Consider the following 25,425-nt stretch of genomic DNA (forward strand, 5'->3'; position numbering starts at 1 on the left):
TTGACTGGAGCCTAGAGGCGGCCTTCGGCAACGTCAATCCGATATTTTACGTAAGCCAAGTTTGCTCGGATGCCGCTGGGGCACAATCAAGAAGAAGCGGCGCTTCTTCTCGTTTTGAGGGCGCCCACGGAGCGGTCCGGATGCAGAATCCGATCCTTCCGCGTTGCCGAGCCAGCCCGGCGAGGCATCACCCGGCTCCGAATAAGCCGGTTCAGATGTCCTGGTTCTGCGGCAGGATCACCAGATCGCGGATGGTCACGTTGGCAGGCCGCGTCAGCATGAACAGCACCGCGTCGGCGATGTCCTCGGACAGAAGCCCCTCGCGGGCCGCCGCCTTGGCGGCGATCACGGCCGGGTCGGAATACCCCCATAATTCGTTGAGCACGACACCGGGCGCCACCGCGCCGACACGAACGCCATGCGGCGCGACCTGTCGCCGGACGCCATGCACGAAGGCCTGCACCGCGTGCTTGGTGGCGCTGTAGACTGGCTCCCACGGAATGGCCTGATGGCCGGCGACCGAACTGGTGACGATGATGTCGCCCGCCCGCCGCTCGATCATGGACGGAAGCACCGCGCGCACGGCGCGGAACACAGCGTTGATGTTGACGCCGATCACTTCGTCGAAATCGTCGGGGTCTCCGTCCACCAGATCGCCGGTGAGATAGAGGCCGGCATTGGCGAGCAGGATATCGATCGGTCCGAGCCCGGCCACCGTCTCCGCGATGGTGCGCTCGACCTCGGCCGGCTTGGTCAGGTCGGCGGCGATGACCAGTGCTTCAACATCAGGAAATTCGTCGCGAACCGCCTGCAGCCGTTCCTTCGAGCGCCCGACCAGCGCCAGGCGCACGCCCTCACCGGCCAGCATGCGCGCCATGGCACGCCCGATGCCGGAGCTTGCTCCCGTCACCAGCGCGACTTTTCCCTTGAGATCACGGCTCATGCAGACCCTCCCCGGCCATGCGACATCGTCACCGGCCGGAACACGTTCCGGGCCGGCTGGCGCTTCGTCGCTGAATAGTTTCCTGTTGGTGGCCCGCGCCGAGAACGACCTCCGTCGTCGCCGGCGTCCTCCCGGACTCTCCAACTGCCTCCTGCACGAAGGCTAGCATTCCGCCCGACCACGTCAACGTGGAAATTTGCACGCGTAAAACATTGTGTTAGCTTTACCGTCGCGATCCGCTGCCGAAATGACCCAAACGGCCGGAAAAGCACGGCGCATACCGCTAGGGAACCGTAGCTTCGGCTCCTGGGACCGCGTAATGGCTCCATCGCCAGCCGAGGCCCGGGTTTGAAAGAGCAGGAATGACCGATCGCACGATCAAGAACATGGCGGAGTTCTCGGAGCTGAGCGGCATCTCGCGACCGACCGTATCCAAATATTTCAACGACCCCGACAGCGTCCGCAAATCGACCCGCGCCAAGATCGAGAAGGCGCTGGCCCAGTACGAATACCGGCCCAACCTCTTCGCGGTAAACCTGAACAAGAAGCGCCCGAAAATCGTCGGGCTGATCGTGCCGGATACGGCCGACACATTCTTTTCCGAACTGGTGCGGCGGATCGAGATGCGCTGCGTCGAGCGCGGCTATCTCGCGATCGTGCTTTCCTCGCGCGGCGACTCACAGCTGGAAGCGCGCTCGATCGAGACGCTGCTTTCGCTCAAGATCGCCGGCGCCATCGTCGCCCCGCTCGGCGTTCATTCCGACCGGCAGCTGATGCGCAGCCTGCGCGCGCGCATCCCGATGGTGTTTCTGGATTCGAGCCTCGACGAGGAAACCCCGTTCGTGGGCACCGACAATTTCCAGAGCGTGCCCTTGATCACGGAATATCTCTGCCGCAGTGGCGAGCCCCCCACCTATTTCGACATGCCGGCCGTCAACCAGAACGGCCCGGAGCGCAAGCAGGCCTATGTCGCCACGATGGAACGCCTGGGCCTGAGGCCCGAGATCGTTGCCGTGTCGCAGAAAAACGACTGGCGCTTCGAAGACATCGCCTTCGAGCAGACGCGGCGTGTGCTGGAGGGGAACGGCTTTCCGACCCGGACGGTGCTCTGCGCCAATGACCGCTGCGCCGTCGGCGTCATGGCGGCGGTGTTCCAGCATGGCCTGCGCATCGGTCGCGAGCCCGGCTGCGATATCCGCATTGCCGGCCATGACGACCAGCCGCACAGCCGCTATGGCTGCCCGCCCCTGACCACCGTGGCGCAGGATTTCGACCGGCTGGCGCAATCCGCCGTCGCGATCCTGCTCGACCGGGTCGAGAGCGAGGATGGCGGCGGCAACCCCGAACCGCAGCAGGTGCGGCTGGAAGGCAAGCTGGTCATGCGCGCTTCCGCCTGACCTCGGTCAGGCCGGCACGCTCTCCAGGCAGGCGGCGACGAACGGCCTGAGACGCGGATCGTCGAAATGCGGCACGGCAAGCCCGGCGCCCTCCGCGATCAGCCGCTCGGCCGAAAGCCCGGTCGTCAGGCCGACCACCGCGAGCCCGGCCGCCAGCGCGGCGCGAATGCCGGAAATCGAATCCTCGAAGGCGACGCTGTTCGCCGCGGTCCCGCCCAGACGGTCCAGCCCGGTGAGATAAGGCAGCGGGTGCGGCTTGGCATGGGCAAGTTCGTCGCCGATGACGACAGTCTCGAAGCGCTTGGCCATGCCGATCCCGGCGAGTTCCTGCTCGGCATTGGGACGTGGCGCATTGGTGACCACGCCGTAGCGCGTGCCCAACCCGTCGGCCCAGTCAAGAAAGTCGACCAGCCCCGCAGCCGGCACGAGATCGGTGGCCAGGGAGCGGAACAGCACTTCCTTCGCCTCCACCAGCGCCGCGCCCTGTTCGGACGAGAGCCCCGGCACGAGATCGGCCAGGATGGTGTGGTTCGGAAACCCCATCACCTGCGTCCGGTAGCGATGCTGATCGAGCTCCACCCCGTGGATCGCCACCTGCTGCCGCCAGGCTTCGTAGTGCAGATGATCGATGTCGAGCAGCGTGCCATCAAGGTCGAACAGAAGAACACCGGACATGAGAACGCGCTCCAGATCGCATCGGGGGATGGCCTTTGGCCAAATTACTTCGGCGGGAAGATGGACGGAGTGCCGGGCGTCGCGCTGTCATCCCACGTCGGCGGCCATGCCGACCGGATCGGCAAAGGCCTGCACGTGATTGCGGCCCGAGACCTTGGCCCGGTAGAGCGCCTCGTCGGCGCGGCGGTAGAAATCGCTGAGCGCCTCGCCGGGCCGGCTGGCGGTGATGCCGGCGGAGAAGGTATAGGAGAAGTCGGGATCCTGGACCAGCGGCCGCGACAGGCGGACCACGGCCAGCATGCGCTCCAGGATCAGATGCGCATGGTCCAGCGAGGTGTCCGGGAAGGTGAGAGCAAACTCCTCGCCGCCCATCCGGCCGAACGAATCCGAACGACGCAACTGGCCCTGGATCAGCTTGGCGAAATCCTGCAGCACCAGATCGCCCATCTGATGGCCGAAGCGGTCATTGACCAGCTTGAAATTGTCGAGGTCGATGACGGCGAGACACCCCATGCGCCCGATGGTCCGGTGATCGACGAGAACCTGCTCGATCCGGGCCGTCAGGAAGCGCCGGTTGGCAACGCCCGTCAGGTCGTCGGTATAGGAAGCCTTGATCGCCAGATCCCGGTCCAGGCGGATCTCGCGCTCTTCCACGCGGAGACCGGTAATGTCGCTGGCGACGCAGAGCATCCAGCCTTCGCTTTCGACCGTCTCCGTCATCCAGAGCCACCGTCCGTCATGCAGGTCGGTCTCGAAAGCCCGGAAACCGGTCTTGCCACGACGCGATATCGTCGAGCTCAGCCAGACATCGAAATCGGGAACACACAGCACCGTGCCCCGGCCGAGCGCATGGTTGCGGCGCATGACTTCGGCCCAGGTCGGAGATTCCTCGGGCTCGATGAAATAGGCGGAGCGAAAGGCGCGATTGGCATAGCGGATGCGATCGAATCCGTCATAGACCGCGACCAGCACGTCCGACGCGTCATAGAGCTGCGCAATCCGCGAACCGAAACTCACGTCCAAGCCAACGTCTCCACCGCTCCGCAATCGGCCGCTCTTGAGGAGGCCGGCTCTCAACCCGCAAACCTATCGCGCGAAAATAGCGGAACTGGCAATACGGTTCCAGCGCCGCTTCGGCGACGCCGGGCGCTGGACGGTGGGGTGGCGGTTGGAAGGTCGGCGCGGGGTCTCCTCCTATCAGGCCTGGGCGAAGGCGGCGGTGAGCACGTCGTTCTCGGTGAGGCCATCATTGGCCGCGAGCAGAGTCTGCCGGCCGCGCGACAGCACCATCACGGTCGAGGCAAGGGCCAGGACTTCCGGCAGTTCGGACGAGACGAAAATGACGCTCATCCCCTTCTTCGCCAGATCCTGGATCTGCTTGTAGATGTCGGCCTTGGTACGGACGTCGACGCCATGCGTCGGCTCGTCCAGGAACAGGATCTCCGGCTCGGAAGCGAGGCAGCGGGCGAAGATGACCTTCTGCTGATTGCCGCCCGACAGGCGGCGAACCGGCTGCTGCGGCCCTTCGCTGACAATGCCCAGCGCATCGCGGAACCGGGCGAACAGGGATTTCTCGCCGGCGAGATCGAGGATGGCGCCCTGCTTCTGGCGCCGGGCGACGGCGACATTCTCCGCCAGCGAGAGGCTCGGCAGGATGCCGTTGGTCTTGCGTCCCTCCGGCAGCAGCGCCAGTCCGCCCTGCCAGGCTTGCGTCGAATTGACGGGCACGATCCCGTCCGGCCGGGTGATCGTGCCCGCGGCGAGCGGCCGAATGCCGCAGAGAAGTTCGAGCAATTCGGTCCGGCCGGCGCCGACCAGTCCAAAGATCCCGAGAATTTCGCCCTTGCGCAGCGCGAAGGAGATCGGCCCGACGCGCCCCTTGTCCGCGATCGCCTCGGCCTTCAGGCGCACCGGCGCCCCGGCCGCAATGGTCGGCTTGTCCAGCGCATCGAAGGTGAAGGCGCGGCCGGTCATGTCCGCGATGATGCCGGCCCGCGTCGTCTCGCCCACCGGACGGTCGCCAACCACCCGGCCGTCACGCAGCACGACGACACGGTCGGAAATCGCAAATACCTCGTCGAAGCGGTGGCTGATGAAAATGATGGCGACGCCATGGGCGCGCAGGTCGCGCACGATGGCGAACAATGCCTCGGCCTCATGCGGGGTCAGCGAGGCGGTCGGCTCGTCCAGGATCAGCAGCCGGGCATTGCGCGCCAGCGCCTTGGCGATCTCGACGATCTGCTGCTCGGCCGTCGACAGCGAGCCGGCCTCGACACGCGGATCGATATGCGCGGCGCCGACCCGGGCCAGAAGTTCGCGCGCCTTGGCGGCCAGTGCCTTGCGATCGATGACGCCGGACCTGCCGGTCCTGTAATCGCCAATGAACAGGTTCTCCATCACCGAAAGCGACGAGATCAGCGACAGTTCCTGATGGATGTGGATGATGCCGGCGTCGAGCGCCGAGCGCGTATCGCGGAACACCGTCTCCACGCCGTTCCACAGGATCGTGCCGGCATCGCGCGGCAATGCACCCGACAGGATATTGACGAAGGTCGACTTGCCGGCGCCGTTCTCGCCCAGAAGAGCAACCACCTGCCCGGCCGAGATATCAAAATCGACTCCATGCAGGACTCGGTTCTGGTCGAAGGACTTGGCGATGCCGCGGGCGGAAAGAAGACAATCGGTCATAGGGTTCTCGAATCCGGAGACGGGGCCTCCCCCGCTTGCGGGAGAGGTATTTTCAGGGTCGCGGGACGCGCTGGATTTACGGCTTGGCGCCCTTGCCGAGCGCCACCGGCGCGTCGACGGCGATATCGGCCGGATAGGTCGCGCCGAAGGCGATCATGTTGTGCAGCATGACGAGGCTGTCGAAGGCCTGGCGCGCCGGCGCCTGGTCGATCAGCGCGAGGATCTCGCCGCCGTCCTTGTACTGCTGCTTCTCCGGCAGGTCGTCATAGCCGACGACGCCGACTTTGCCGGTCGCCTTGGCGTCGCGCACGGCCTTGGCCGCCGCTTCCGAACCGCCGGCCGTGACATAGAGGATCGACAGGTCGGGGTTGGACGTCATGACGTCGGTCGCTTGCGAATAGGCGGTAGCGTCGTCGTCCTTGCATTCGAACGGACCGACAATGGTGATGTCGGGGTAGCTCTTCTTCAGCAGATCGAGCGCGCCGTTCATGCGGGCGTCGTGCTGGGCGGCGCCCAGATAGCCGGTGATGACGGCGATCTTGCCCTTGCCGCCGGTCTGCTTGGCGATGAATTCACCAGCCTTGGCGCCGGCGTCATAAGCGAGCATGCCGATCGAGACGTTGCGGTTCGACTTTTCGGCGGAGTCGGCGATGAAGGAGATGAACGGCACGCCCTCGGCGACGACCTCGTTCACCTTGGCGACGGTGCCATCGAAGATCGGCACGGCAGCGATGCCGTCATACTGCTTGGTCAGCGCGCCATCGATGCCGGCGACCATCACCTCGGCCGTAAGACCGGTGCCGAGCTGGATGTAGTCGACGGTGGTGTTGAGCGGCTTCAGATATTCGGTGGCGGCGGCGATGCCCTTGTCTGCCGCTTCCCAAAAGGACGAGCCCTGGAACGAGAGTACAGCGAGGCGCAGCGGCTTGGGCGCCGGGCCCTGGGCGGCGACGGTGCCGCCAACGGCCTTGGCGCCTTCGGAGAGCGCAGCCTCGGCCAGGGCGAATCCCGGCACGAGCGGCAGCGCCAGGCCGGCTGCCGAGAGCATCAGGAAGCGGCGGCGATCGAATGTGGTCATGGTTTCCTCCAGAGTTGAGCTTGGTAGTGGGGCGGCCGTTCGGACCGCCTCAGTCTTCTTCGCTGCGGCGGTTCAGGCTGTCCGCGCCGACGGCGAGGATGACGACCAGACCGATGGTGATGGTCTGCCAGTAGCCGGAGACGTTGAGCAGGACGAACGCGTTGCGGAGCAGGCCGATCAGCGCCGCGCCGATGACGACGCCGCCGATCGAGCCGCGCCCTCCGGCCAGCGCGACGCCGCCGAGGATAACTGCGGCGATGACGTCGAGCTCGTAGCCGAGGCCGAGATTGGGGTTGGCATTGGTCAGCATGCCGCCGAGCAGCAGGCCGCCCAGACCGGCGAGGCTGCCCGAGACGGTGAAGACCAGGATCCGCGTCTTCGCCACGTCGATGCCGGCAAGGCGCGCGGCGCGGGCGTTGTCGCCGACCGCATAGACATTGCGACCCCAGCGCGTTCGCGTCGCGAACAGCCAGACGAGGATCGTCAGCGCCACCAGCAGGATGAACTGCACCGGCAACCCGCCGATCTTGCCGTAGCCCAGAAACGCCGCCCAGTTGTCGAAGCGCTGCGGATTGCCATTGGTGATCAGCAGCGCCGCGCCGCGCGCGATCGACAGCGTGCCGAGCGTGGTGATGAACGGGTTGATCCGGAGCTTGGTGATCAGCACGCCATTGGTGAAGCCGATCGCCATGCCGATGCCGATCGCGCCGACAATGCCAAGCGACGGCATTCCGGTGGTCGCCGACACGATCGCCCCGGTGACGGCCGAAAGGCCGATCACCGAACCGACGGACAAATCGATGCCGCCGGCGATGATCACCAGCGCCTGGCCCAGCGCGACGATGCCGACCACGGAGATCTGGCGCGCCACATTGGAGAGGTTGCGCCCAGTCAGGAAGAACTCGCTCGTGAAGGTCAGCCCGAGAAAGACGAGGATGAGCATCGCGAGAACGGTCGCCTCGCGGCGCGTCCGCACGAAACGGATGACGGTGGCAGCGTTCATGGATCAGCGTCTCTTGAAGGTGGGCTGGCGCTTTTCCTTGAAGGCGGCGCGGCCTTCGGCGGCGTCTTCGGTGGCGAAGCAGATGGTCTGCAGGTCGCGCTCGTAGTGGATCGCCTGCTCCTGCGGCATGGTGAACGCCGCCTGCAGGTTGAGCTTCGCCGTTTCGGCCGCGATCGGCGCCCGGCTGGCGATCACGTCGGCGATGGCGCGTGCCCGGGCGAGAAGATCGGCCTGTGGCACGACTTCCGACACCAGCCCCCAGGCCAGCGCCTTTTCGGCCGGGATCGGATCGCCGGTCATGATCATCAATGCCGCATTGGATGGGCCAACCGAATGCGCGAGGAAGGTCGCCATGCCGCCACCGCCGATCCAGCCGAGTTTTATTTCCGGGGCGGCGAACTGCGCGTTGTCGGAAGCAATGCGGATGTCGCAGGAGAGCGACGTTTCCAGCCCGCCGCCAAAGGCATAGCCGTTGACCGCCGCGATGGTCGGCTTCAGCAGCTTGCGGATCGCGTCGCAGTAATCGGCGCGATTGCGGAACTGCCAGGGCGAGGCATAGGTGTCGAGTTCCTTGATGTCGGAGCCGGCACAGAATGCCCGCTCCCCCGCGCCGGTGACGATGACGACACGGATCGTGTCGCTGTCATTGCATTCCTGCACGGCGGCGACGATCGCCTTCGACATTTCCGGCGTGACGGCATTGAGCTTGGCCGGCCGGTTGAGGGTGATGGTCGCGACATGGCCGTCGACGGTGAAGAGGATGTCGTCGGTCATGCCGAGCCCTCACTGACGGCGCCCTTGGCGAGCAGATCGTTGATCGCAGCCTCGTCCAGGCCGGCTTCCCGAAGCACGGCCCGCGTATGCTCGCCGGTCAGCGGCGCGCCGCGCTCGACGGTCGAGGGCGTCTTGGAGAACTTGATCGCGAAGCCCGGCGTCTTCACATGGCCTTCGGTGGGATGGTCATATTCGACGAAGGTGCCGTTGTGCTTGATCTGCTCGTCCTCGACGAGGTCGGCATAGCCATAGACCGGGCCGCACCAGATATCCGCTGCGCGCAGCAGTTCCAGCCATTCGGCCGAGGACTTCGTCTTCAGCTTCTCGCGCGTCTTGGCGAAGATCTCGTCGCGCTTCTCCCAGGTGTCGACCTCGTCGTCCATGGTGAGGAAGCTGTCCTCGCCGATCACCGCGCCGAGCGTGGCGAGCTTCGGGAACGAGACGATGATGAAGCCGTCGGTGGTCGCGAACGCCCCGTAGGGCGCGCGGATATAGACATGCGCATGCGGCTCGGCCGACCGGGTCTGCGGCTTGCCGGCGACGGTGAAGACCGAAAGCTCCTGCATCTGGATCGTGGTGATGGCATCCAGCATGTTGACCTGGACCAGTTGGCCCTCGCCCGTCCGCTCGCGATGCAGAAGTGCTGCCAGCGCGCCCTCGAAGGCGGTGTAGGCCGTGATCGCATCGACCAGATACTGGCCGGCGGGGGTCGGCGGCTCGCCCTCGCGGCCGGCCGAAAGCATCGCGCCGGACATGCCCTGCAGCACCAGATCCTGGCCCGGGCGGTTCAGATACGGGCCGTCCTCGCCATAGCCCGAGATCGAGACATAGATCAGCTTCGGGTTGATCTTGGACAGGCTCTCGTAGTCGACGCCCAGGCGCTTGGCGACGCCGGGGCGATAGTTTTGCAGGAAGACGTCAGCCGTCTTCACCAGTTCGAGCAGCATCGCCTTGCCGTCGGGGTTCTTCAGGTCGATGGCGAGCGAGCGCTTGTTGCGGTTGAGCGACAGGAACGAGACGTTGACCTTGTTGCCCCGCGCGCCGCCAGCCGCGACATGGCGCTGCCACTCGCCGTTGATCGGCTCGACCTTGACGACATCGGCGCCGAGATCACCCAGACGCTGCGCCGCGAACGGCCCGGCCATGGCGATCGAGCAATCGAGTACGCGGTACCCGGAAAGAATGCCCATTTTCTAAAACCTCAAAGATCCGAACAATCCGTCATCCCTGCGAAAGCAGCGATCCATTCAGCCTATTGGAGGAGGCCGCATGGATCCCGGGTCTCCGCTTCGCTCCGCCCGGGATGACGGCGGCGCGCATGCGAATGGATCACGTCATCCACCAGCCGCCATCGACGTTGAGCGTCTGGCCGGTGACGAAGCCGGAGTTTTCGGAGGCGAAAAAGATCAGTGCGTTGGCGATATCGGCCGGCTCGCCCCGGCGCTTGACTGCCTGCCGGTCCAGCACATGGCGATTGTAGCCCTCGGGATCGGGATGGATCTTTTCCGCGTCGGTCGGGAAGGCGCCGGGCGAGATCGCATTGACCGTGACGCCATAGGGGCCGAACTCGCGCGCCCACGCCCGCGTCAGTCCGACCAGAGCGCCCTTCGACTGGATGTAGGGCGACAGGTTGGCCCAGCCGCCCGAAAGCGTGACGCTGGCGATGTTGATGATGCGGCCGAAACCCTTCGCCCGCATCGAGGGCAGCGCGACCTGTACGCAGACGATGCCGGCATCGACATTGATGCGCTGGACCGCCTGGTGCTCCTCGATCGTGTATTCCTCGAACGGCTTCGACGGATAGATCGCGGCATTGTTGATGACGATGTCGAAGCCGCCGACCTCGGCCGAGAGCGCTTCGAGCGCCGTCCGCAGCCCGGCGAGATCGGACAGATCGAGCGCCTTGAAAACCAGCCTGTCGAGGCCGCGCTCGCCGGCGGCTGCCTTCAGGGCCTCACCCTTGGCCGGATCATTGTCGATGGCGACGACGGTGGCGCCCGCTTCCAGGAATGCCAGCGTCGCCGGCAGCCCGAGACCGCCTGCGGCGCCGGTGTAGAGGATGGTCTTGTTCTGAATGGTCATTTGTCAGTTCCAAAGATCCCGAATTCTGCCGTCATCCCGGGCAAGCGCAGCGCGACCCGGGATCCATTCAGCCGTATCGCCGACAGGAGAGGCGCCGGATTCCCGGATGCGCGGCGGAATGGATCCCCGCTTTCGCAGGGATGACGGCGAGTTGGGAGCGACAGCCAGAAGCGCATATCACCGCCCCCGGATCGGTCGATGATGGCCCGTAGGCGTCGGATATTCGTCCGTCGGCTGCACGGCGAGCCCGGCGATGCGCTGCTCGAGCGCGGCCGTCGCGTCCTTTCCGGCATGAATGCGGAACGTCGTGTCGTAGCGGCGCTCGTCGCCGTGCTCGAGCCAGATCAGCTCGTTGTGTTCGCGGGCATAGGTCTGACCCAGCACATGGTTGGTCGAGGGCTCCAGACCGATGGCGTACTGGCCGGCCTGCAGGTTCTGCCATTCAAACTGGCAGGGGAACTGGTCCTTGCGGGTTTCGACCTCGAAGGCGAGGCCGAGGCGATCGTTGACGAGCGCCACCGGCACGAGGCCGTTGGCGTCGGCCTTCATCTCGTGCTGCCAGACCTGTTCATGGAAGTTCTTCTGCGGCGCCGGCAGGGTGCGATAGCCAACGCCCTGCTTGCGGTAGTCCGCGCCGGCATGGGCGGCCCAGACCACCTCCTCGATCGGCGCGACGTACTGGGCGCCCTCTTCCAGCAGCGGCGCGGCCGGATTGATGTGGTAGCAGTACATGTGCGGCGTCTTGTAGAAACCGTGATTGACGACGCGGTCGGTGAGCTTGATCTCGCTGGAGCCGACCTGGGCCTCGATGCGGCGGATCAGGTGCAGGTCCTCGCCGAAAACCGTCGATTGCTGCACCACGCCTTCCGCCCACAGCGTGCATTCGTCGCCGTCCCAGGCCTCGCCATAGCCGGTGAGCCGGGCCGGGATGGTGCCGACGCGGCCATGCAGCGAGTGCTTCACGGTCTTGCGCGGGCCGTAGACATAGCTGTCGGCCGGCGCCTCGTGCATGAACAGGATGTGGTCGAGACCGCAGGTCACCAGCAGGCCGGAGAAGGAGCGCATCCAGCCGAGGCCGCCCTCGCCCTCATATTCATGCAGGAACGCATTGCGGAATCCGGCGGGCGAATGCCAGCCGATCGAGGTTCCCTGATAATCGAGATCGGCGATATCCATCGCGCGATCGACCAGCACGGTGAAGCGCAGGCCGGACCCGGTGCGGAATTCGAGCATGCGAATGCCGCGTTCGACACCGTCGCCGAGCGTCGTCAGCCGGACGCCGGCGAATTGCGACAGCATACCGGAATGCTCCGCCAGTTCGCGCCGCGAAAAAGTCCGCCCGAAAAGTTGCACCATGGTCGTGTCCTGATTGTCCTGTTTCGTGAAGGGCGAAGAAGTCCCTCACCCAACCCTCTCCCGCCAGCGGGAGAGGGTCATTCTGCCAGCGCTCTTCCATCGACCTCGCGGCCTCATGGGAGCGCCCCTCTCCCGCTGGCGGGAGAGGCCGGGTGAGGGTCTTACAGTCCGTTCGCGCGGAACTTGTCGTCGAGGAACTTCTTCGCGCGCGGAACATCGTCTTCCGACAGATGCTCGATGATGACCGGGATGTTCGGGTGCTTTTCCGACAGGCGCTGGAGATACAGGTCGTAATTGAGCGAGCCGGTGCCCGGTGCGTTCAGGACCATTTCGCCGACGCCGCGGAAGGTGTGCGAGGCGAGCGCGTCGTCATCGCCGATATCGGCGTGCTTCTCGCTCTTGTCGTCGCCGGCGCGGGCAACGTCCTTGGCGTGTGCGATCTTGATCTTGTCGGCAAGCGTGTCGAACACCTGGTTCAGCACCTTGTCCATGCTGTCGATGTTGTGATCCTCGAAGTAGTTCGTCGGATCCATCAGCAGGCCGAGGCCCGGATGATCGACCTGCGCGAACATGCGGACCGTCTCCTCGACCGAGCCGACGACGTTGTTCACATAGGTTTCGAGCAGGAACATCGAGCCATGGTCATAGGCTTCCTGCGCCAGTTCCGCGATCACCGCGCGGCACATCTCAAAGCCTTCTTCCGACTTGTTCTTCGGATCGCTCATCCATTCGCTCTCGGTATTGTAGGTACCGGTTTCGGAGATGACGTAGGGCGAGCCGAGGTCGCGGGCGTTGCGGATGATTTCCTTCAGGCGCTCAACATTGGCCTCGCGGTGGGCGAGGTCCGGATGGATGATGTTGGTGTAGCCGGAGATGCACGAAATCGGCAGGTCGTTGTCGCGGAACGTATCGCGAACCTTCTTGGCCTTCTCCTTGGTGATCTGGCCGGCGCCGAGGTCGATATCCTTGAAATGGAGATCGAGCTGGACGGTGTTGAAGCCGTGCGCGCGGATCTTTTTGGCCGTCTCTTCAAGGCCATAGGGGAAATAGCCGGTGAAAATGCCAGACTGCATCATGATGAGTTCCTCCCTGGAATTCAGATAGTGATTTCGGAAAGCTTGACGGCGCGACCCTCGGCGATCGAGCGGTAGCCCGCCTCAATCAGCGCCACGGTCTTGACGTTGTCGGCGACGGTGAGCGCGGGCGCATCGCCCGTCTTCACCGCATATTGCAGCTGCTCCATCACGCCCTTGAAGGCGTGCGGGAACCACATCGTGTCCCATTCCGGCGTGACCCACTTGCCGCCGGTCGTGGTCTTCGAGGCATAGGTCAGCGTCGACGCGGCGCCGGTCGGCCAGCCGATCGTGCCCTGGGCGACGCCATCGGTGCCCTCGACCCGCCACTTGATGTAGATGTCGGAGTCGAAGCCCTCTCCGCGCGGGCCGGACCAAACGTCCTCCAGCGACACGGCCATCACGCCGGACTCGAACTTGATCGTCGAGGCGGTGATGCCGTCCGTGTGCTCGAATTTCGTGCGCGGATCGGTGCGGGCGGCGGTGTAGATCTCGTCGACCTCACCGAACAGAAAGCGAAGTACATCAAGGTGATGCACGCTCATGTTCGAGAGCGTCAGCCGGTCATACTCCTCCAGGAAAGTCTGCCAGTGCGGGATGGCGCGCATCTCGATCGTGGCGATGACCGGCGTGCCCAGTTCCCCCTTGTCGAGGATCTGCTTCAGCACGCGCATGGACTGGTCGTAGCGCATGTTCTGGTTGACGGAGAGGATCTTGCCAGCGGCCTTGGCCTCGTCACGCAGCGCGATGGCGTCTTCCAGCGTCAGCGCCAGCGGCTTCTGCGCCAGGATCCCCTTGATATGCTTCTGCTTCAGCGCATGGCGGATCAAAGCCGGCTGTTGGTCGGGGGGAAAGGCGAGGTCGAGGATCTCGACGTTTTCGTCTTCGATCAGCGCTTCTGGCGTCTCATGCACGGTCGGGATCGACCAGCGTGTCGCCACCTTGGCGGCGTTGGCCTTGGTGCGCGACGCGATCGCCACGACCGGGAAGCCGGCCTCCTGATAGGCGGCCAGATGGCATTCGGCCATGATCATGCCGGCGCCGATGGCGCCGATCCGGAGATCGTTGACCCGGATCTCCGGATCCGGCGAGAAGCCCTTGGAATCAGCCATCATTTCCTCCGTCTGCTTAGGGGTTCACGCGAGGAACGGCAGTCCCGTCCGCGGCGAAAAAGTGGATGTCGGCCGGATCGACCGAGAGGGTGATCTTCTCGTCCGCCGCGTATTTCGGCTGGCCACGCAGCAACGCCCGCAGGCGCTCCTCCCCGGCGGTCAGCGTCACTACGGTGAAGCCTCCGAGCGGCTCGACCTCGAAGATCGTCGCCGCGGCGCCGTCGCCTTCGCGCCAGGGCGCGAGCTTCAGGCTTTCGGGGCGGATGCCGAAGGCGGCCGTGCGGTCCGGCACGGCAGCGAGCGGCAGGCGGATAACACCCTCCGCCGCTGTTAGCCTTCCGTTAACCGTATCGGCCGTTCCGGCGAGCAGATTGATCGTCGGAGCGCCGACGAGGCTGGCGACATAGCGGCTTGCCGGACGATCATAGATCGCGCGCGGCGTATCGACCTGGCGGATAACGCCAGCATCGAGGATCGCCATCCGATCGGCGACCGACATCGCCTCTTCCTGGTCGTGGGTGACATAGACCAGCGTGTGGCCGAGCTCCTGCTGCAGGCGCTTCAGCTCGACGCGGGTTTCCTCGCGCAGCCGGGCGTCCAGCGCCGAGATCGGGTCGTCCATCAGATAGGCGGCAGGGTCGCGGACCAGGGCGCGGGCGATTGCCACGCGCTGGCGCTCGCCACCGGAAAGCTGCGCGGGCGGCTTATGCAGGATGTGGCCGATATGGAGCTTCTCGGCGACGGCGGCGAGCTTGGCCGCGATCTGCGCCTCCGGCACCTTCCGCTCAACCAGCGGAAAGCGGATGTTCTCGCGCGCGGTCATGTGCGGAAACAGCGCCAGGTTCTGGAACACCATGGCGACGTTGCGCTCGGCCGGCGACACGGCGTTGACGCGCTTGCCGCCGATGAGGATCTCGCCCTCGTCCGGCGTCTCCAGCCCGAGGATCAGGCGCAAAATCGTCGTCTTGCCGGAGGATGGCGGGCCGAAGAAGCAGAAGAACTCGTTGTCGCGGATGGTGAAGGAGGCGCGGTCGAGCGCCAGCGTGTCGCCATAGCGCTTCGAGACGTTGTCGAAGGTGATCTCGGCCATGCTCAGCCTCCCCGGATCGCGGCGGTGGAAGCGGCGTCAAACAGGCGGACCGCTGCCGGCGCCGGAACGATCGAGACGACGTCGCCGATGGAAAAGCCGACATCGTTCTCGGTCACGATCTTGACCGACTGGCCGCTTTCGACATGGACGATGGTGCGGGCGCCGATGCGCTCGACGAAGGTGACGCGGGCGCGCAGCCCCTGCCCTTCAAGGCCAAGCGTCGCCTCTTCCGGCCGGAAGCCGTATTGCACGGCCCGGCTGCCGGAAGCACGCGCCGCCGCGGCGAGATCGTCCGGCAGCGGCGGCGAGACGCCCCAGGGACCGAGATCGACGGCCAGGCCGCGGTCCGTCTCAGCCAGTTCGCCGGCGATCAAATTCATGCCGGGCGCGCCGATGAACTTGGCCACGAAGATGTTGGCCGGGTTGTTGTAGACCTCGAGCGGGGTGCCGACCTGCTGCAGCACGCCATGGTCCATCACCGCGATGCGGTCGGCCATGGTCATGGCCTCAAGCTGGTCGTGGGTGACATAGACCATGGTCTGCCTGAACTGCTTCTGCAGATGCTTCAGCTCCGTCCGCATCACGGCGCGGAAGGCAGCGTCGACATTCGACAGCGGCTCGTCGAGCAGGAAGATCGCCGGCTCGACGATGGCCGAGCGGCCGATGGCGAGGCGCTGCAGGATGTTGACCGAGAGCTTGGCGCTCTTCTGGTCGAGCATCGGCGTCAGTTGCAGGAAATCGGCGATGTTCTTCACCCGCCGGTCGATCTCCGCCCGGCTCATGCCGCGCATCTTCGGGCCATATGCGAGGTTCTGGCGAACCGTCATATGGGTGAAGATCGCGTAGTTCTGGAACACGAAACCGACGCCGCGCTTGCCCATCGGCACGCCGTTCATGTCGCGTCCGTCGAACAGGATGCGGCCGCCGGAGGGGTCCTCCATGCCGGCGATCATGTTCATGGTCGTCGACTTGCCGCAGCCGGATGGCCCCAGCAGCGCCATGAACTCGCCGTCGCGGATCTCGAGATCCATGGTCTTCAGCGCGGTGAAATCGCCGAAGCGCTTCACCAGGTTTTCCAGACGGATTGTCGTCATGCCCGTCCCCCGTTTTTGGCAGCTTCCATCCGCTTCATGGCGAAGACGGCGAGGACGGAAAGGGCGATCAGGATGACGAGCGCGATGGCCGCGACATAGCCCCAGATCAGGTCCTGGGTCGTGACCTTGTAGATGTAGACGGAGATCGTCTCGGTCGCGACGCCGGGGCCGCCGCCGGTCATGATGTAGAGCGTGTCGAAGATCTTGAAGATCTCGATGACGCGGATCGCCAGCGCGATCACCATGATCGTCTTGATGCGCGGCAGCATGATCGTGAAGAAGCGCTGCCGCCAGTTGGCGCCGAGCAGGGTCGCCGCCTTCAGCTGGTCCTCCGGCACGCCGACCAGACCGGCGAGCAGGATCAGGAACATCAGCGGCGTCCACTGCCAGATGTCGGCGATCATCACGGCAACCAGCGCCAGCGTCGGATCGGACAGCCAGGCAATCTTGATGTCCATGCCGGACAGCGCCGAGAGGATGCCGTTGAACGGCCCGCCCGACTGGAACAGCATGAAGAACATGTAGCCGGCGACCGCGGGCACGACCATCATCGGCATCAGCAGGATCGAGTAGAAGACCCGCTTGCCGGGGAAGTCGTCCATGAACAGCGTGGCGAGGCCCAGCGCCAGCAGGAACTCGGCCGGAACGCAGACGAGCATGATGATGAAGGTGCGCCAGAGCGCGCCCCACCAGCGCCGGTCCTCGAGCAGGTCGGTGTAGTTGGCGAAGCTGTTCCAGGACTGCCAAGCCTTCCACCAGCCGACGCCATCGAGCGGCGACCAGTCGGTGAGGCTGATATAGAGCTGCATCAGCAGCGGGAAGCCGGCGATGAACAGCACGAGCAGCTGGGTCGGCAGGGTCAGGCGGAAGCCGAGCCGACGCGATTCCCGGTCGACCGGCGGGATGGTGCGCGGCGCGGCTTCGGCGGCGCCCGGCAGGATTTCGGTCGCGCTCATTGCTTCAGCGCTCCGAAGGTCAGGCCGCGGACCAGATGCTTCTGGATGGCGATGCCGAGGATGACGGGCGGGATCGCCGCGAGCAGGCCCAGCGCTGCCTTGGCGCCATAGAGCTGGCCGGTCATCGAGGACGAGAGCGAGGCCATGTAGACCGGGATCGTCACCCAGTTCTTGGTCGTGAGCAGCAGCGCGATCAGATAGTCCGACCAGTTCAGGATGAAGACGAGCAGCGCCGAGGAGGCGAGCGGCGCGCGCATCACCGGCAACGTGATCTTCATGAAGACGCGGAAGCGCGAGCAGCCTTCGACGAGGGCTGCTTCCTCGATCTCGCGCGGCATTTCATCAAAGAAGGTCTTCATCAGCCAGAAGGCGAAGGGCAGCGTGACGATGCCGTAGATCAGCGCCAGGCCCCACCAGGTATCGATCAGGCCGAGAAACGCCCACATGATCATGACCGGAATCATCACCGCCATGGGCGGGAACAGGCGCAGCTGGATCAGCGCCAGTGGCAGGTTCTTGCCCGAGCCGAAGCGCGACAGGCCATAGGCGGCGGCGGTGCCGCAGACCATGGCGATAACAGTGCCGAACACGGCCGAGAGCAGCGACGACAGGATCGGCCGCCAGGCGGTGCGCTCCAGCGCGACGATCAGGTCGGAGGTGCTCTGGCCGAAGACGAAGCGGAAATTATCCAGCGTCGGCGCGCGCGGAATCCAGGTCAGGTCGGCGCCCGTCGCCGACCATTCCGGGATCGGCTTGAAAGCCATCGACACCATCCAGAGGATGGGCAAGAGCGTCAGCGCGAGCGCAAGCGCGATCGCCGCATAACGGAAGATTTCAAAGGCGGGTGAACGCCGCATCGGCCTACTCGTTTCCTCGGCAGCGGCCCTCACCTCTCCCATGGGGAGAGGTCGGACCGCAGGTCCGGGTGAGGGGTTGAGTCCTCTCCGGAAAATTCCCTACCCCCTCACCCGCCGGCTTCGCCGTCGACCTCTCCCCATGGGAGAGGTGAAGGGGATTCTCAGCCTGTGACCGAAGGCCCTCACCCAACCCTCTCCCAAAGGGAGAGGGCTTTTTCGCCGGCGCTCTGCATCGACCTCGAGGCCTGTGATAAGCGCCCCCTCTCCCGCTGGCGGGAGAGGGTCGGGGTGAGGGTCTCCGCCTCTTTCGGCTACGTCACGACCGGATCGAGCACCGTCGGCCACGAGGCCTTGTTGCTGCGGATGGCGTCGAGGAGCTTGTCCTCGCCGATACGGCGAGCAATCCGCTTCCATTCGCGCTCCGTGTCGGCCATCGCCTGTTCCGGCGTCTTCGACTTGGTGCAGGCGGCGACGAGGTTCTCGTCGAGCGCGTTGTGGAAGGCGGTTGCGCCCGGATAGTTGATGGTCGGGACCGTGCGCGCGACGACCTCGCGCAGATTGTCCATGTGGTAGGCGTGGTAGGTCTCGCGGACGAGCGGATCGGCGAAGTTCGCCAGCTGGAACGGATCGAAATAGCCGCCCGGATTGGCCGTCATCCAGGAATAGATCCGGCTGGAGCCGAGCCACTGCAGCAGCAGGTAGCAGGCTTCCGGATGCTGGCTCTGGGCCGAGATCGAGGCCGAGAGATTGAGCCAGAGCACCGAGCGGCGGACCAGCTTGTCGTCGATGACGCGGCCGGGCGGCAGCATCGAGCCGATCTTGCCAGTGACCTTCGAGCCTTCATTGGCCTTGTTGTCGAGGAACTTCGGCAGGTTGGAGAAGGCGCAGGTCATCGCCGCGCCGCCATTGCCGAAATTGCCATACTGCTCCGGCCAGCCCCAGGAGATCGCGTCCGGCGAATGATGGGCAAGGCTGTCGACATATTCGGTCGTCGCCAGGATGCCATTGGCCGAATTGATCAGCGGCGCGCCATTGTCGTCGAACAGGAACTGGTTCGGCGAGGCGGTCGAGACGAAGCGCTGGTACCAGTTGGTGTAGCCCCAGCCCTGGTTGCGCAGGTCGGTCGAACCGAACAGGCCCTTGTCCGGGCGGTGGAAATGCGAGGCGATGTCGCTGTGCTGCTTCCAGGTGGTGGGCGGCGCCAGATCGTAGCCGAACTTGTCCTTGAAGGCCGACTGCTCGGCCGCGTCGCCGAACAGATCGGTGCGGTAGACCCAGCACTGGTAATCGCCATCGAGCGAGACGCCGTAGACGGAGCCGCGATAGCGGTTGAACAGGCTGACGCCGGCATCGCCGCCAGGATAGCCGCGCTCGGGATTGTCCCATTCCGGCTTATACTGGGCGACGAAATCGTCCATCTTGACGAGACCATTGGTCTCGGCGAGGTCGCCCAGCCGGTTCCACTCGACGGCGTAGATGTCGAACGCGCCGCCCTGGGTGGAGATGTCCTGCATCGCCTTGGTGAATTCCTGGCCGTTGGGCTGGCCGACGATCTCCAGCGTGACGCCGGTTTCCTTCTCCCAAAGGTCCTTGATCGACGGCGCACCTTCCGGGAACGGCTTGGTCAGCTGGCCGATCGAGCCGTCCGACAGGCCGAGCACGATCTTGCTCGGCGCCTTGCCGGCGGCCTTGAGCGCCTTGATGCCCTCGACGGCGCGGCCTTCCGGCGTATCCGCGCCATACTGGTAGCGCTCGGCGCCGGGAAAGCCCGTGGGGCCGCCGATCATGCCCGGCGACAGCGCCGTATCCGCGAAAGCCGGCCGCAGGAACTTCGGCGCGATGCCGATCGCTGCCGTGAGCGCAAAGGCCGAGCCGCCCGTCTTCAGCAGACGGCGGCGGGTGAAGCCGGACGAGCCGGCGGAAGAACCGCGCGTGGACATGATTTCCCCTCCCAAGGACAAGCGGATCATTCGCTGATCCGTCACATCGGCGGAGATGATTGATATTGATTTGTTTCGATGTCAACAGGCGATGCAATGCATCATATTCGCTGGGCATTTTTGATGCGTCGCAGCATCACAAGTCGGCCAAGTCTCTTTGAGAACAGGACAATAGATGCAGAGATGCCCGTAAAACGGCGTAATTCCGCGCGAAATCACGATCGGACGTCCGCTTTGCGAATCCTTCGGCCACGCCACCGCGCGGCATGCAAAATCCATCAAATACCTCATTGACATCATTTTACATCAAAGACATCATTTGACATCGCGACGCTGCCGCCGCTTCCGGTCCTCCGGGCAAACGGCGTACCTTGCGAGGTCTTCGGCCCTGAAACGACTCGGACACACGGAATGCGGACGACGCTGGCGGACATCGCACGGGAGGCAGGGGTTTCGACCGCGACGGTCGACCGCGTCCTCAATAATCGCGATGGCGTCAAGGAGCGCACCCGCGACCGCGTGCTGACGGTCGCGGGAAAGCTCGGCTATGTCGAGGAAGGGGCCCGCCCCGTCCTGCCAGCCTCGCTCGCCAGCCTGCCCGGCGGCATCGTCGACCTCGACATCGTGCTGCCCGGCGGCACCAACACCTTCATCAACAACCTCGCCGCGCGCTTCGCCGACACCGCCGCGGTCCGCCCGGACGTCAATCTGCGCATCCACTCGATCGAAGGCTTCGAGCCGGTCCTGCTGGCCGAAAAGCTGGAAGCGTTGCGCGGCAAGAGCCAGGGCGTCGGCCTGATCGGGCTGGACCATCCGGTCGTGCGCGAGGCGATCCGTTCGCTCGCCGGATCCGGCGTGCCGGTCATGACGCTGATCTCCGACATCAGCCACGTGCCGCGCGTCGGCTATGTCGGCATCGACAACCGCGCCGCCGGAAGGCTCGCCGGCTATCTGCTCGGCCGCTTCATGAAGGCGGAGACCGGCAAGGTCGCCCTGTTCGCCGGTTCGCTCTCCTATCGCGGCCATGAAGAGCGCGAGATGGGGTTTCGCCACATGCTGCGCGAGGAATATCCGGGGCTCTCGATCGTCGAATTGCGCGAGATCCGCGACGATACCGAGCGCGCCTATAGCGAGGCGGTGGCGCTGCTCGCGCGCTATCCCGACCTTGCCGGCATCTACAATATCGGAGCCGGCAATCGCGGCATTTCGCGCGCGCTGCAGGAGGCGGGACGTGAAAAATCCGTCGTCTTCATCGGCCACGAACTGACCGAGCACACGCGCCGCTTCCTCATCTCCGGCACGATGGACGCCGCGATTGACCAGAACCCGCGCGTCGAAGCCCGCGAAGCCGTCGACCGCCTCGCCCGCGCAGCCCGCGGCGAGGAAAACCCCTCAGGCCCGGCGACCCGCCTGCAGGCGATCTTCAAGGAAAATATCCCGGAAGTGTGAGGATTTGGACGTCGCTGCGCCCGATCCGCCTCGCCTCTCGCCCTTTCCCCACGCTCGCCGTCATCCCGGACGCAGCGTAGCGGAGACCCGGGACCCATTCAGCCGGGATTTGGGTAGTCTCGCACGGCTCGCGCTTCGGCTGCATGGATCCCCGGTCAAGCCGGGCATGACGGCGAGCCTGGGGGAGATCGGCCACAACAACCTCCCCATCCCCCTCGCCTCCCTCGCCCGCCTGTCAAATCCGTATCAGTCGGCGTGCGTTTCGGCATTGGCGCGGCAGGCGTGCAGATCCTATTCTCGCGGCCCTGATCCATCCAACCGATGCGCCCGCCAAACGGGCCACATGCCTGGGGAGGCCTCCCATGTTTCAATCGCGCACCATGACGGCGATCGTCTGCCATGGACCGAAGGACTATCGCGTCGAGGCGGTGGGCAGGCCGGAGCCCAAGCGGCGCGAACTGGTGCTGAAGATCGACGCCTGCGGCATCTGCGCCAGCGATTGCAAGTGCTGGTCCGGCGCCAACATGTTCTGGGGCGGGCAGAATCCCTATGTGAAGCCGCCGGTGATTCCGGGCCATGAGTTTTTCGGCCGGGTCGACCAGATCGGCGAGGAAGCGGCCGAGCACTTTGGCGTCGCCGTGGGCGACCGCGTCATCGCCGAGCAGATCGTGCCCTGCGACAAGTGCCGGTACTGCCGCTCGGGCAGCTACTGGATGTGCGAGGTCCACAACATCTTCGGCTTCCAGAAGCAGGTCGCCGATGGTGGCATGTGCGAATATATGCGCATCCCCGAGACCGCCCGCGTCCACAAGATCCCGGAAGAGATCTCGCTCGAGGACGCCGCGATCATCGAGCCGCTCGCCTGCGCCATCCACACCGTCAATCGCGGCGACATCCAACTGGATGATGTCGTTGTCATCGCCGGCGCCGGCCCGCTCGGCCTGTTCATGACGCAGATCGCGCATCTGAAGACGCCGAAGAAGCTGGTTGTCATCGACCTGGTGCCGGAGCGCCTGGCGCTGGCCAAATCGTTTGGCGCCGACGTGGTAATCAACCCGCGGGAAGAGGATCCGATCGAGATCGTGCGCGGCCTGACCGAAGGCTATGGCTGCGACGTCTATATCGAGACGACGGGCGTGCCGGCCGGCGTCACGCAAGGGCTGGAGATCATCCGCAAGCTCGGCCGCTTCGTCGAGTTCTCGGTGTTCGGCGCCGAGACCACGGCCGACTGGTCGATCATCGGCGACCGCAAGGAACTCGACATTCGCGGCGCGCATCTGGCGCCCTATTGCTATCCCGTCGCGATCGACCTGCTGCAGCGCGGCCTCGTCACCTCCAAGGGCATCGTCACCCACCATTACGGCCTGAAGGACTGGGACGTCGCCATCGAAAAGGCTTATGGACTGGATTCGATCAAGGTGCTGCTGCGGCCCGGCTATGGAGCGGATGCCGCCGGCTGAGACGCGAACAGGGACGTTTGCATGAGCTATTTCATCGGCATCGATGTCGGCACGGGCAGCGCCCGCGCCGGCATCTTCGACGCGACCGGCGTGCTGAAGGCCTCGGCCAAGCGCGAGATCACGCTTTGGCATGAGCCGGGCGATGTCGTCGAGCAGTCATCGGAGAACATCTGGCAGGCGATTGTCGCCTCGGTGCGCGAAGCGATGGCGACGGCGGCGATTCCGGCCGACCAGGTCGCCGGCATCGGCGTCGACGCCACCTGCTCGCTCGTGCTGATCGGCGCCGACGACCAGCCCGTCACCGTCAGTCCCTCCGGCAATCCCGATCGCAACATCATTGTCTGGATGGACCACCGCGCCACCGACCAGACCCGCCGCATCAACGCGACCCACCATCCGGTGCTCGCCTATGTCGGCAGCGTCATCTCGCCGGAGATGGAAACGCCAAAACTGCTGTGGCTGTCCGAGAACAAGCCCGAAAGCTTCGCGGCGGCCAAGCACTTCTTCGATCTCTCCGACTGGCTGACCTATCGCGCCACCGGCAGCCTCGCCCGATCGGTCTGCACCGTCACCTGCAAGTGGACCTATCTCGCGCATGAAAAGCGCTGGGACGAGAGCTACTTTCGGCAGATCGGCCTCGGCCAGCTTGCCGACGAGGGCTTTGCGCGCATCGGCAAGGAGGTCGTCGATCCCGGCACGCCGCTCGGCCAGGGCCTGACGGCGCGCGCCGCGGAAGAACTCGGGCTCCAGCCCGGCACGCCAGTTGGTGCGGCGATGATCGATGCGCATGCCGGCGGCGTCGGCTCGGTCGGCGCACGCGACACGTCGAACCAGCCGACCGACGCCAAGCGCCAGATGGCCTACATCTTCGGCACCTCGGCCTGCGCCATGACGACGACCGTCGAGCCGCGCTTCGTGCCCGGTGTCTGGGGTCCGTATTTCTCGGCCATGCTGCCCGGCCTCTGGCTGAACGAGGGCGGTCAGTCGGCAGCGGGCGCCGCCATCGACCACCTGGCCAAGCTGCACCCCGCCTATCCGCAGGCAGTCGCCTCCGCCAAGGCCGAGGGCAAGTCGCTGCTGGGCTATCTGGAAGCCCGCGTGGCGGCGCTTGCCACGACGCCGGAGGCGATCGCCCGCCTCGCAGCGACCCTCCAGGTCGTGCCGGAATTCCTCGGCAACCGCTCGCCCAACGCCGATCCCGAAGCCCGCGCGGTGATCGCCGGGCTGGACATGGACGAGGATCTCGACAGCCTGGCGCGACTCTATCTCGCCGGCATTTGCGGCCTCGGCTATGGCGCGCGGCAGATCGTCGACGCGCTCGCGAAGCAGGGCGCGGAACTCGACACCATCGTGGTCTCCGGCGGCGCCGGACAGAGCCCGCTGGTCCGCCAGGTCATGGCCGACGCGACCGGGCTCGCCATCGCCGTGCCGGAATCGGCCGAGCCCGTGCTGCTCGGCGCCGCCATCCTGGGCGCGGTCGCAGCCGGCGCCTTTGCCGGGACGGTCGCGGCCATCGACGAGATGTCCCGGCTGGGCTCCGTCTATCGCCCGGCGGGCGGCACGACGGCGGGAATCCACGACGCGAAATATCGCGTCTTCCTCGCGCTGCAGGATGCCGATCGGCAGGCCCGCGAACTGGTCGCCTCGGCGCTGTAGCCGAGGCGCGAGCCCCCAGGGATCGCGGCCGCTGACCTTCCTGTTGCCGTTCCGTCATATCGCCCCGAACTCGCTGAGGAGCGGTGCCTGAACCGTGCATTGCCTAAGGAATCCGATTGCCAGGAATCGCCAAAAGGAAGATGCATCTCGGGCTTTGTTCAACGCCATAAGGGGGGCACCATGGCCAAGCGTACCTACGAGACTCCGGCACTGGTCAAGCGCGAAAAGCTCGACCGAATCGCGGCTGGCTGCGTCGGCTCGGACTGCAAGTAAGTTGAGGCGGGCAACGTGCGCCGCTAGCGGCCCGTCCAGCCAACGGCCTTCCAGTTCGACCAGGAAACCCGGCCGGCCAGGCCGGGTTTTTGCACTTTCGCGGCCCGCCGGAACGACAGCGTTACATTACGGCAACGCCACCGCCGAAATGATATTTCATGACCTTTGCTGCGCCACCTAAATGCTTGCGCGACATAGGGGAAACCGAGAAATATTCAGCTGTCATTATTACCAAGGGGGCCTACATGACCAAGCGTAGCTACGAGACTCCGGTTCTGATCAAGCGCGAAAAGCTCGACCGCATCGCGGCGGATTGCCCGGTTTCGAACTGCCAGGTCTGAGGATTCATCGCCCTCGCTTCTCGGCAGGGGAGACGGGCGGCGATCGCAATTCACTCAAATCTACTACACATCACCAAGAACGACAGAATGACCAAGCGCACCTATGAGACGCCGGTTCTGACCAAGCG

Annotated in this window: 21 protein-coding genes; 4 read left to right on the forward strand and 17 right to left on the reverse strand. The window is 65.2% G+C overall.

Annotated features, from left to right (window positions below):
- Positions 1-211 precede the first annotated feature (211 nt).
- Positions 212-943 carry an SDR family oxidoreductase gene (locus ABIE08_RS06105; RefSeq protein WP_354549473.1) on the reverse strand — a complete coding sequence of 244 codons (732 nt, stop codon included), beginning with the start codon at positions 941-943 and terminating at the stop codon, positions 212-214.
- 362 nt (positions 944-1,305) lie between these two features.
- Between ABIE08_RS06105 and ABIE08_RS06110 the strand changes: the two genes are divergently transcribed.
- Positions 1,306-2,340: a LacI family DNA-binding transcriptional regulator gene (locus ABIE08_RS06110; RefSeq protein WP_354549475.1), complete on the forward strand. Its 1,035-nt coding sequence runs from the start codon at positions 1,306-1,308 to the stop codon at positions 2,338-2,340.
- Positions 2,341-2,346: 6 nt separating this feature from the next.
- On the opposite strand, the gene ABIE08_RS06115 is transcribed toward ABIE08_RS06110, so the two are convergent.
- From ABIE08_RS06115 to ABIE08_RS06190, 16 genes are all read right to left on the reverse strand, one after another.
- Positions 2,347-3,015, reverse strand: a complete 669-nt coding sequence (locus ABIE08_RS06115; protein ID WP_354549477.1) for an HAD family hydrolase — start codon at positions 3,013-3,015, stop codon at positions 2,347-2,349.
- 87 nt (positions 3,016-3,102) lie between these two features.
- On the reverse strand, positions 3,103-4,038 hold the full coding sequence (locus tag ABIE08_RS06120; protein WP_354549479.1) for a sensor domain-containing diguanylate cyclase: 936 nt from the start codon (positions 4,036-4,038) through the stop codon (positions 3,103-3,105).
- Between the two features lie 174 nt (positions 4,039-4,212).
- Positions 4,213-5,703, reverse strand: coding sequence for a sugar ABC transporter ATP-binding protein (locus tag ABIE08_RS06125; protein WP_354549481.1), 1,491 nt, complete (start codon positions 5,701-5,703; stop codon positions 4,213-4,215).
- Positions 5,704-5,779: 76 nt separating this feature from the next.
- Complete coding sequence (locus ABIE08_RS06130) at positions 5,780-6,781, reverse strand: sugar ABC transporter substrate-binding protein (protein WP_354549483.1); 1,002 nt, start codon at positions 6,779-6,781, stop codon at positions 5,780-5,782.
- A gap of 49 nt (positions 6,782-6,830) precedes the next feature.
- Positions 6,831-7,784 carry an ABC transporter permease gene (locus ABIE08_RS06135; protein WP_354549485.1) on the reverse strand — a complete coding sequence of 318 codons (954 nt, stop codon included), beginning with the start codon at positions 7,782-7,784 and terminating at the stop codon, positions 6,831-6,833.
- Between the two features lie 3 nt (positions 7,785-7,787).
- Positions 7,788-8,558, reverse strand: coding sequence for an enoyl-CoA hydratase/isomerase family protein (locus tag ABIE08_RS06140; protein ID WP_354549487.1), 771 nt, complete (start codon positions 8,556-8,558; stop codon positions 7,788-7,790).
- Positions 8,555-9,748, reverse strand: a complete 1,194-nt coding sequence (locus ABIE08_RS06145) for a CaiB/BaiF CoA transferase family protein (protein WP_354549489.1) — start codon at positions 9,746-9,748, stop codon at positions 8,555-8,557. Before ABIE08_RS06145 ends, ABIE08_RS06140 begins: the two co-directional genes overlap by 4 nt.
- A 139-nt stretch (positions 9,749-9,887) precedes the next feature.
- Positions 9,888-10,640 (reverse strand): SDR family NAD(P)-dependent oxidoreductase, encoded by a 753-nt coding sequence (locus tag ABIE08_RS06150; RefSeq protein ID WP_354549491.1) that lies wholly within the window; start codon positions 10,638-10,640, stop codon positions 9,888-9,890.
- Between the two features lie 177 nt (positions 10,641-10,817).
- Positions 10,818-11,996 (reverse strand): aldose 1-epimerase family protein, encoded by a 1,179-nt coding sequence (locus ABIE08_RS06155; RefSeq protein WP_354549492.1) that lies wholly within the window; start codon positions 11,994-11,996, stop codon positions 10,818-10,820.
- A gap of 161 nt (positions 11,997-12,157) precedes the next feature.
- Positions 12,158-13,072, reverse strand: coding sequence for a sugar phosphate isomerase/epimerase family protein (locus ABIE08_RS06160; RefSeq protein WP_354549494.1), 915 nt, complete (start codon positions 13,070-13,072; stop codon positions 12,158-12,160).
- 20 nt (positions 13,073-13,092) lie between these two features.
- A complete protein-coding gene (locus ABIE08_RS06165; RefSeq protein ID WP_354549496.1) occupies positions 13,093-14,181 on the reverse strand; it encodes a Gfo/Idh/MocA family protein in 1,089 nt (362 codons plus the stop codon).
- Positions 14,182-14,197: 16 nt separating this feature from the next.
- Positions 14,198-15,271, reverse strand: coding sequence for an ABC transporter ATP-binding protein (locus ABIE08_RS06170; RefSeq protein ID WP_354549498.1), 1,074 nt, complete (start codon positions 15,269-15,271; stop codon positions 14,198-14,200).
- Positions 15,272-15,273: 2 nt separating this feature from the next.
- Positions 15,274-16,365 carry an ABC transporter ATP-binding protein gene (locus ABIE08_RS06175; protein WP_354549500.1) on the reverse strand — a complete coding sequence of 364 codons (1,092 nt, stop codon included), beginning with the start codon at positions 16,363-16,365 and terminating at the stop codon, positions 15,274-15,276.
- Entirely contained in the window at positions 16,362-17,321 is a 960-nt protein-coding gene (locus ABIE08_RS06180) for a carbohydrate ABC transporter permease (protein ID WP_266332606.1), read from the reverse strand. The genes ABIE08_RS06175 and ABIE08_RS06180 overlap by 4 nt, the downstream gene beginning before the upstream one ends.
- On the reverse strand, positions 17,318-18,178 hold the full coding sequence (locus ABIE08_RS06185) for a carbohydrate ABC transporter permease (protein ID WP_354549502.1): 861 nt from the start codon (positions 18,176-18,178) through the stop codon (positions 17,318-17,320). The genes ABIE08_RS06180 and ABIE08_RS06185 overlap by 4 nt, the downstream gene beginning before the upstream one ends.
- A gap of 311 nt (positions 18,179-18,489) precedes the next feature.
- Positions 18,490-20,118, reverse strand: a complete 1,629-nt coding sequence (locus tag ABIE08_RS06190; RefSeq protein ID WP_354549504.1) for an extracellular solute-binding protein — start codon at positions 20,116-20,118, stop codon at positions 18,490-18,492.
- A 411-nt stretch (positions 20,119-20,529) separates the two neighbouring features.
- Between ABIE08_RS06190 and ABIE08_RS06195 the strand changes: the two genes are divergently transcribed.
- The 3 genes from ABIE08_RS06195 (at position 20,530) to ABIE08_RS06205 (ending at position 24,683) form a co-directional block, all read left to right on the forward strand.
- Complete coding sequence (locus ABIE08_RS06195) at positions 20,530-21,567, forward strand: LacI family DNA-binding transcriptional regulator (RefSeq protein ID WP_354549505.1); 1,038 nt, start codon at positions 20,530-20,532, stop codon at positions 21,565-21,567.
- A gap of 362 nt (positions 21,568-21,929) precedes the next feature.
- Positions 21,930-23,027 carry an alcohol dehydrogenase catalytic domain-containing protein gene (locus ABIE08_RS06200; protein WP_266332612.1) on the forward strand — a complete coding sequence of 366 codons (1,098 nt, stop codon included), beginning with the start codon at positions 21,930-21,932 and terminating at the stop codon, positions 23,025-23,027.
- Between the two features lie 21 nt (positions 23,028-23,048).
- The gene (locus ABIE08_RS06205; protein ID WP_354549507.1) at positions 23,049-24,683 is read left to right on the forward strand and encodes an FGGY-family carbohydrate kinase; all 1,635 of its coding nucleotides are present in this window, start codon (positions 23,049-23,051) and stop codon (positions 24,681-24,683) included.
- Positions 24,684-25,425 lie beyond the last annotated feature (742 nt).

The organism is Kaistia defluvii, from assembly GCF_040548815.1.
Classification (GTDB): Bacteria; Pseudomonadota; Alphaproteobacteria; order Rhizobiales; family Kaistiaceae; genus Kaistia; species Kaistia defluvii_A.

What these genes read in the sequence shown, in the direction of transcription:
- ABIE08_RS06105 (WP_354549473.1), bottom strand. Translation starts at nt 943, where the DNA reads ATGAGCCGTGATCTCAAGGGAAAAGTCGCGCTGGTGACGGGAGCAAGC.
- ABIE08_RS06110 (WP_354549475.1), top strand. Translation starts at nt 1,306, where the DNA reads ATGACCGATCGCACGATCAAGAACATGGCGGAGTTCTCGGAGCTGAGC.
- ABIE08_RS06115 (WP_354549477.1), bottom strand. Translation starts at nt 3,015, where the DNA reads ATGTCCGGTGTTCTTCTGTTCGACCTTGATGGCACGCTGCTCGACATC.
- ABIE08_RS06125 (WP_354549481.1), bottom strand. Translation starts at nt 5,703, where the DNA reads ATGACCGATTGTCTTCTTTCCGCCCGCGGCATCGCCAAGTCCTTCGAC.
- ABIE08_RS06130 (WP_354549483.1), bottom strand. Translation starts at nt 6,781, where the DNA reads ATGACCACATTCGATCGCCGCCGCTTCCTGATGCTCTCGGCAGCCGGC.
- ABIE08_RS06135 (WP_354549485.1), bottom strand. Translation starts at nt 7,784, where the DNA reads ATGAACGCTGCCACCGTCATCCGTTTCGTGCGGACGCGCCGCGAGGCG.
- ABIE08_RS06140 (WP_354549487.1), bottom strand. Translation starts at nt 8,558, where the DNA reads ATGACCGACGACATCCTCTTCACCGTCGACGGCCATGTCGCGACCATC.
- ABIE08_RS06145 (WP_354549489.1), bottom strand. Translation starts at nt 9,748, where the DNA reads ATGGGCATTCTTTCCGGGTACCGCGTACTCGATTGCTCGATCGCCATG.
- ABIE08_RS06150 (WP_354549491.1), bottom strand. Translation starts at nt 10,640, where the DNA reads ATGACCATTCAGAACAAGACCATCCTCTACACCGGCGCCGCAGGCGGT.
- ABIE08_RS06155 (WP_354549492.1), bottom strand. Translation starts at nt 11,996, where the DNA reads ATGGTGCAACTTTTCGGGCGGACTTTTTCGCGGCGCGAACTGGCGGAG.
- ABIE08_RS06160 (WP_354549494.1), bottom strand. Translation starts at nt 13,072, where the DNA reads ATGATGCAGTCTGGCATTTTCACCGGCTATTTCCCCTATGGCCTTGAA.
- ABIE08_RS06165 (WP_354549496.1), bottom strand. Translation starts at nt 14,181, where the DNA reads ATGGCTGATTCCAAGGGCTTCTCGCCGGATCCGGAGATCCGGGTCAAC.
- ABIE08_RS06170 (WP_354549498.1), bottom strand. Translation starts at nt 15,271, where the DNA reads ATGGCCGAGATCACCTTCGACAACGTCTCGAAGCGCTATGGCGACACG.
- ABIE08_RS06175 (WP_354549500.1), bottom strand. Translation starts at nt 16,365, where the DNA reads ATGACGACAATCCGTCTGGAAAACCTGGTGAAGCGCTTCGGCGATTTC.
- ABIE08_RS06180 (WP_266332606.1), bottom strand. Translation starts at nt 17,321, where the DNA reads ATGAGCGCGACCGAAATCCTGCCGGGCGCCGCCGAAGCCGCGCCGCGC.
- ABIE08_RS06185 (WP_354549502.1), bottom strand. Translation starts at nt 18,178, where the DNA reads ATGCGGCGTTCACCCGCCTTTGAAATCTTCCGTTATGCGGCGATCGCG.
- ABIE08_RS06190 (WP_354549504.1), bottom strand. Translation starts at nt 20,118, where the DNA reads ATGTCCACGCGCGGTTCTTCCGCCGGCTCGTCCGGCTTCACCCGCCGC.
- ABIE08_RS06195 (WP_354549505.1), top strand. Translation starts at nt 20,530, where the DNA reads ATGCGGACGACGCTGGCGGACATCGCACGGGAGGCAGGGGTTTCGACC.
- ABIE08_RS06200 (WP_266332612.1), top strand. Translation starts at nt 21,930, where the DNA reads ATGTTTCAATCGCGCACCATGACGGCGATCGTCTGCCATGGACCGAAG.
- ABIE08_RS06205 (WP_354549507.1), top strand. Translation starts at nt 23,049, where the DNA reads ATGAGCTATTTCATCGGCATCGATGTCGGCACGGGCAGCGCCCGCGCC.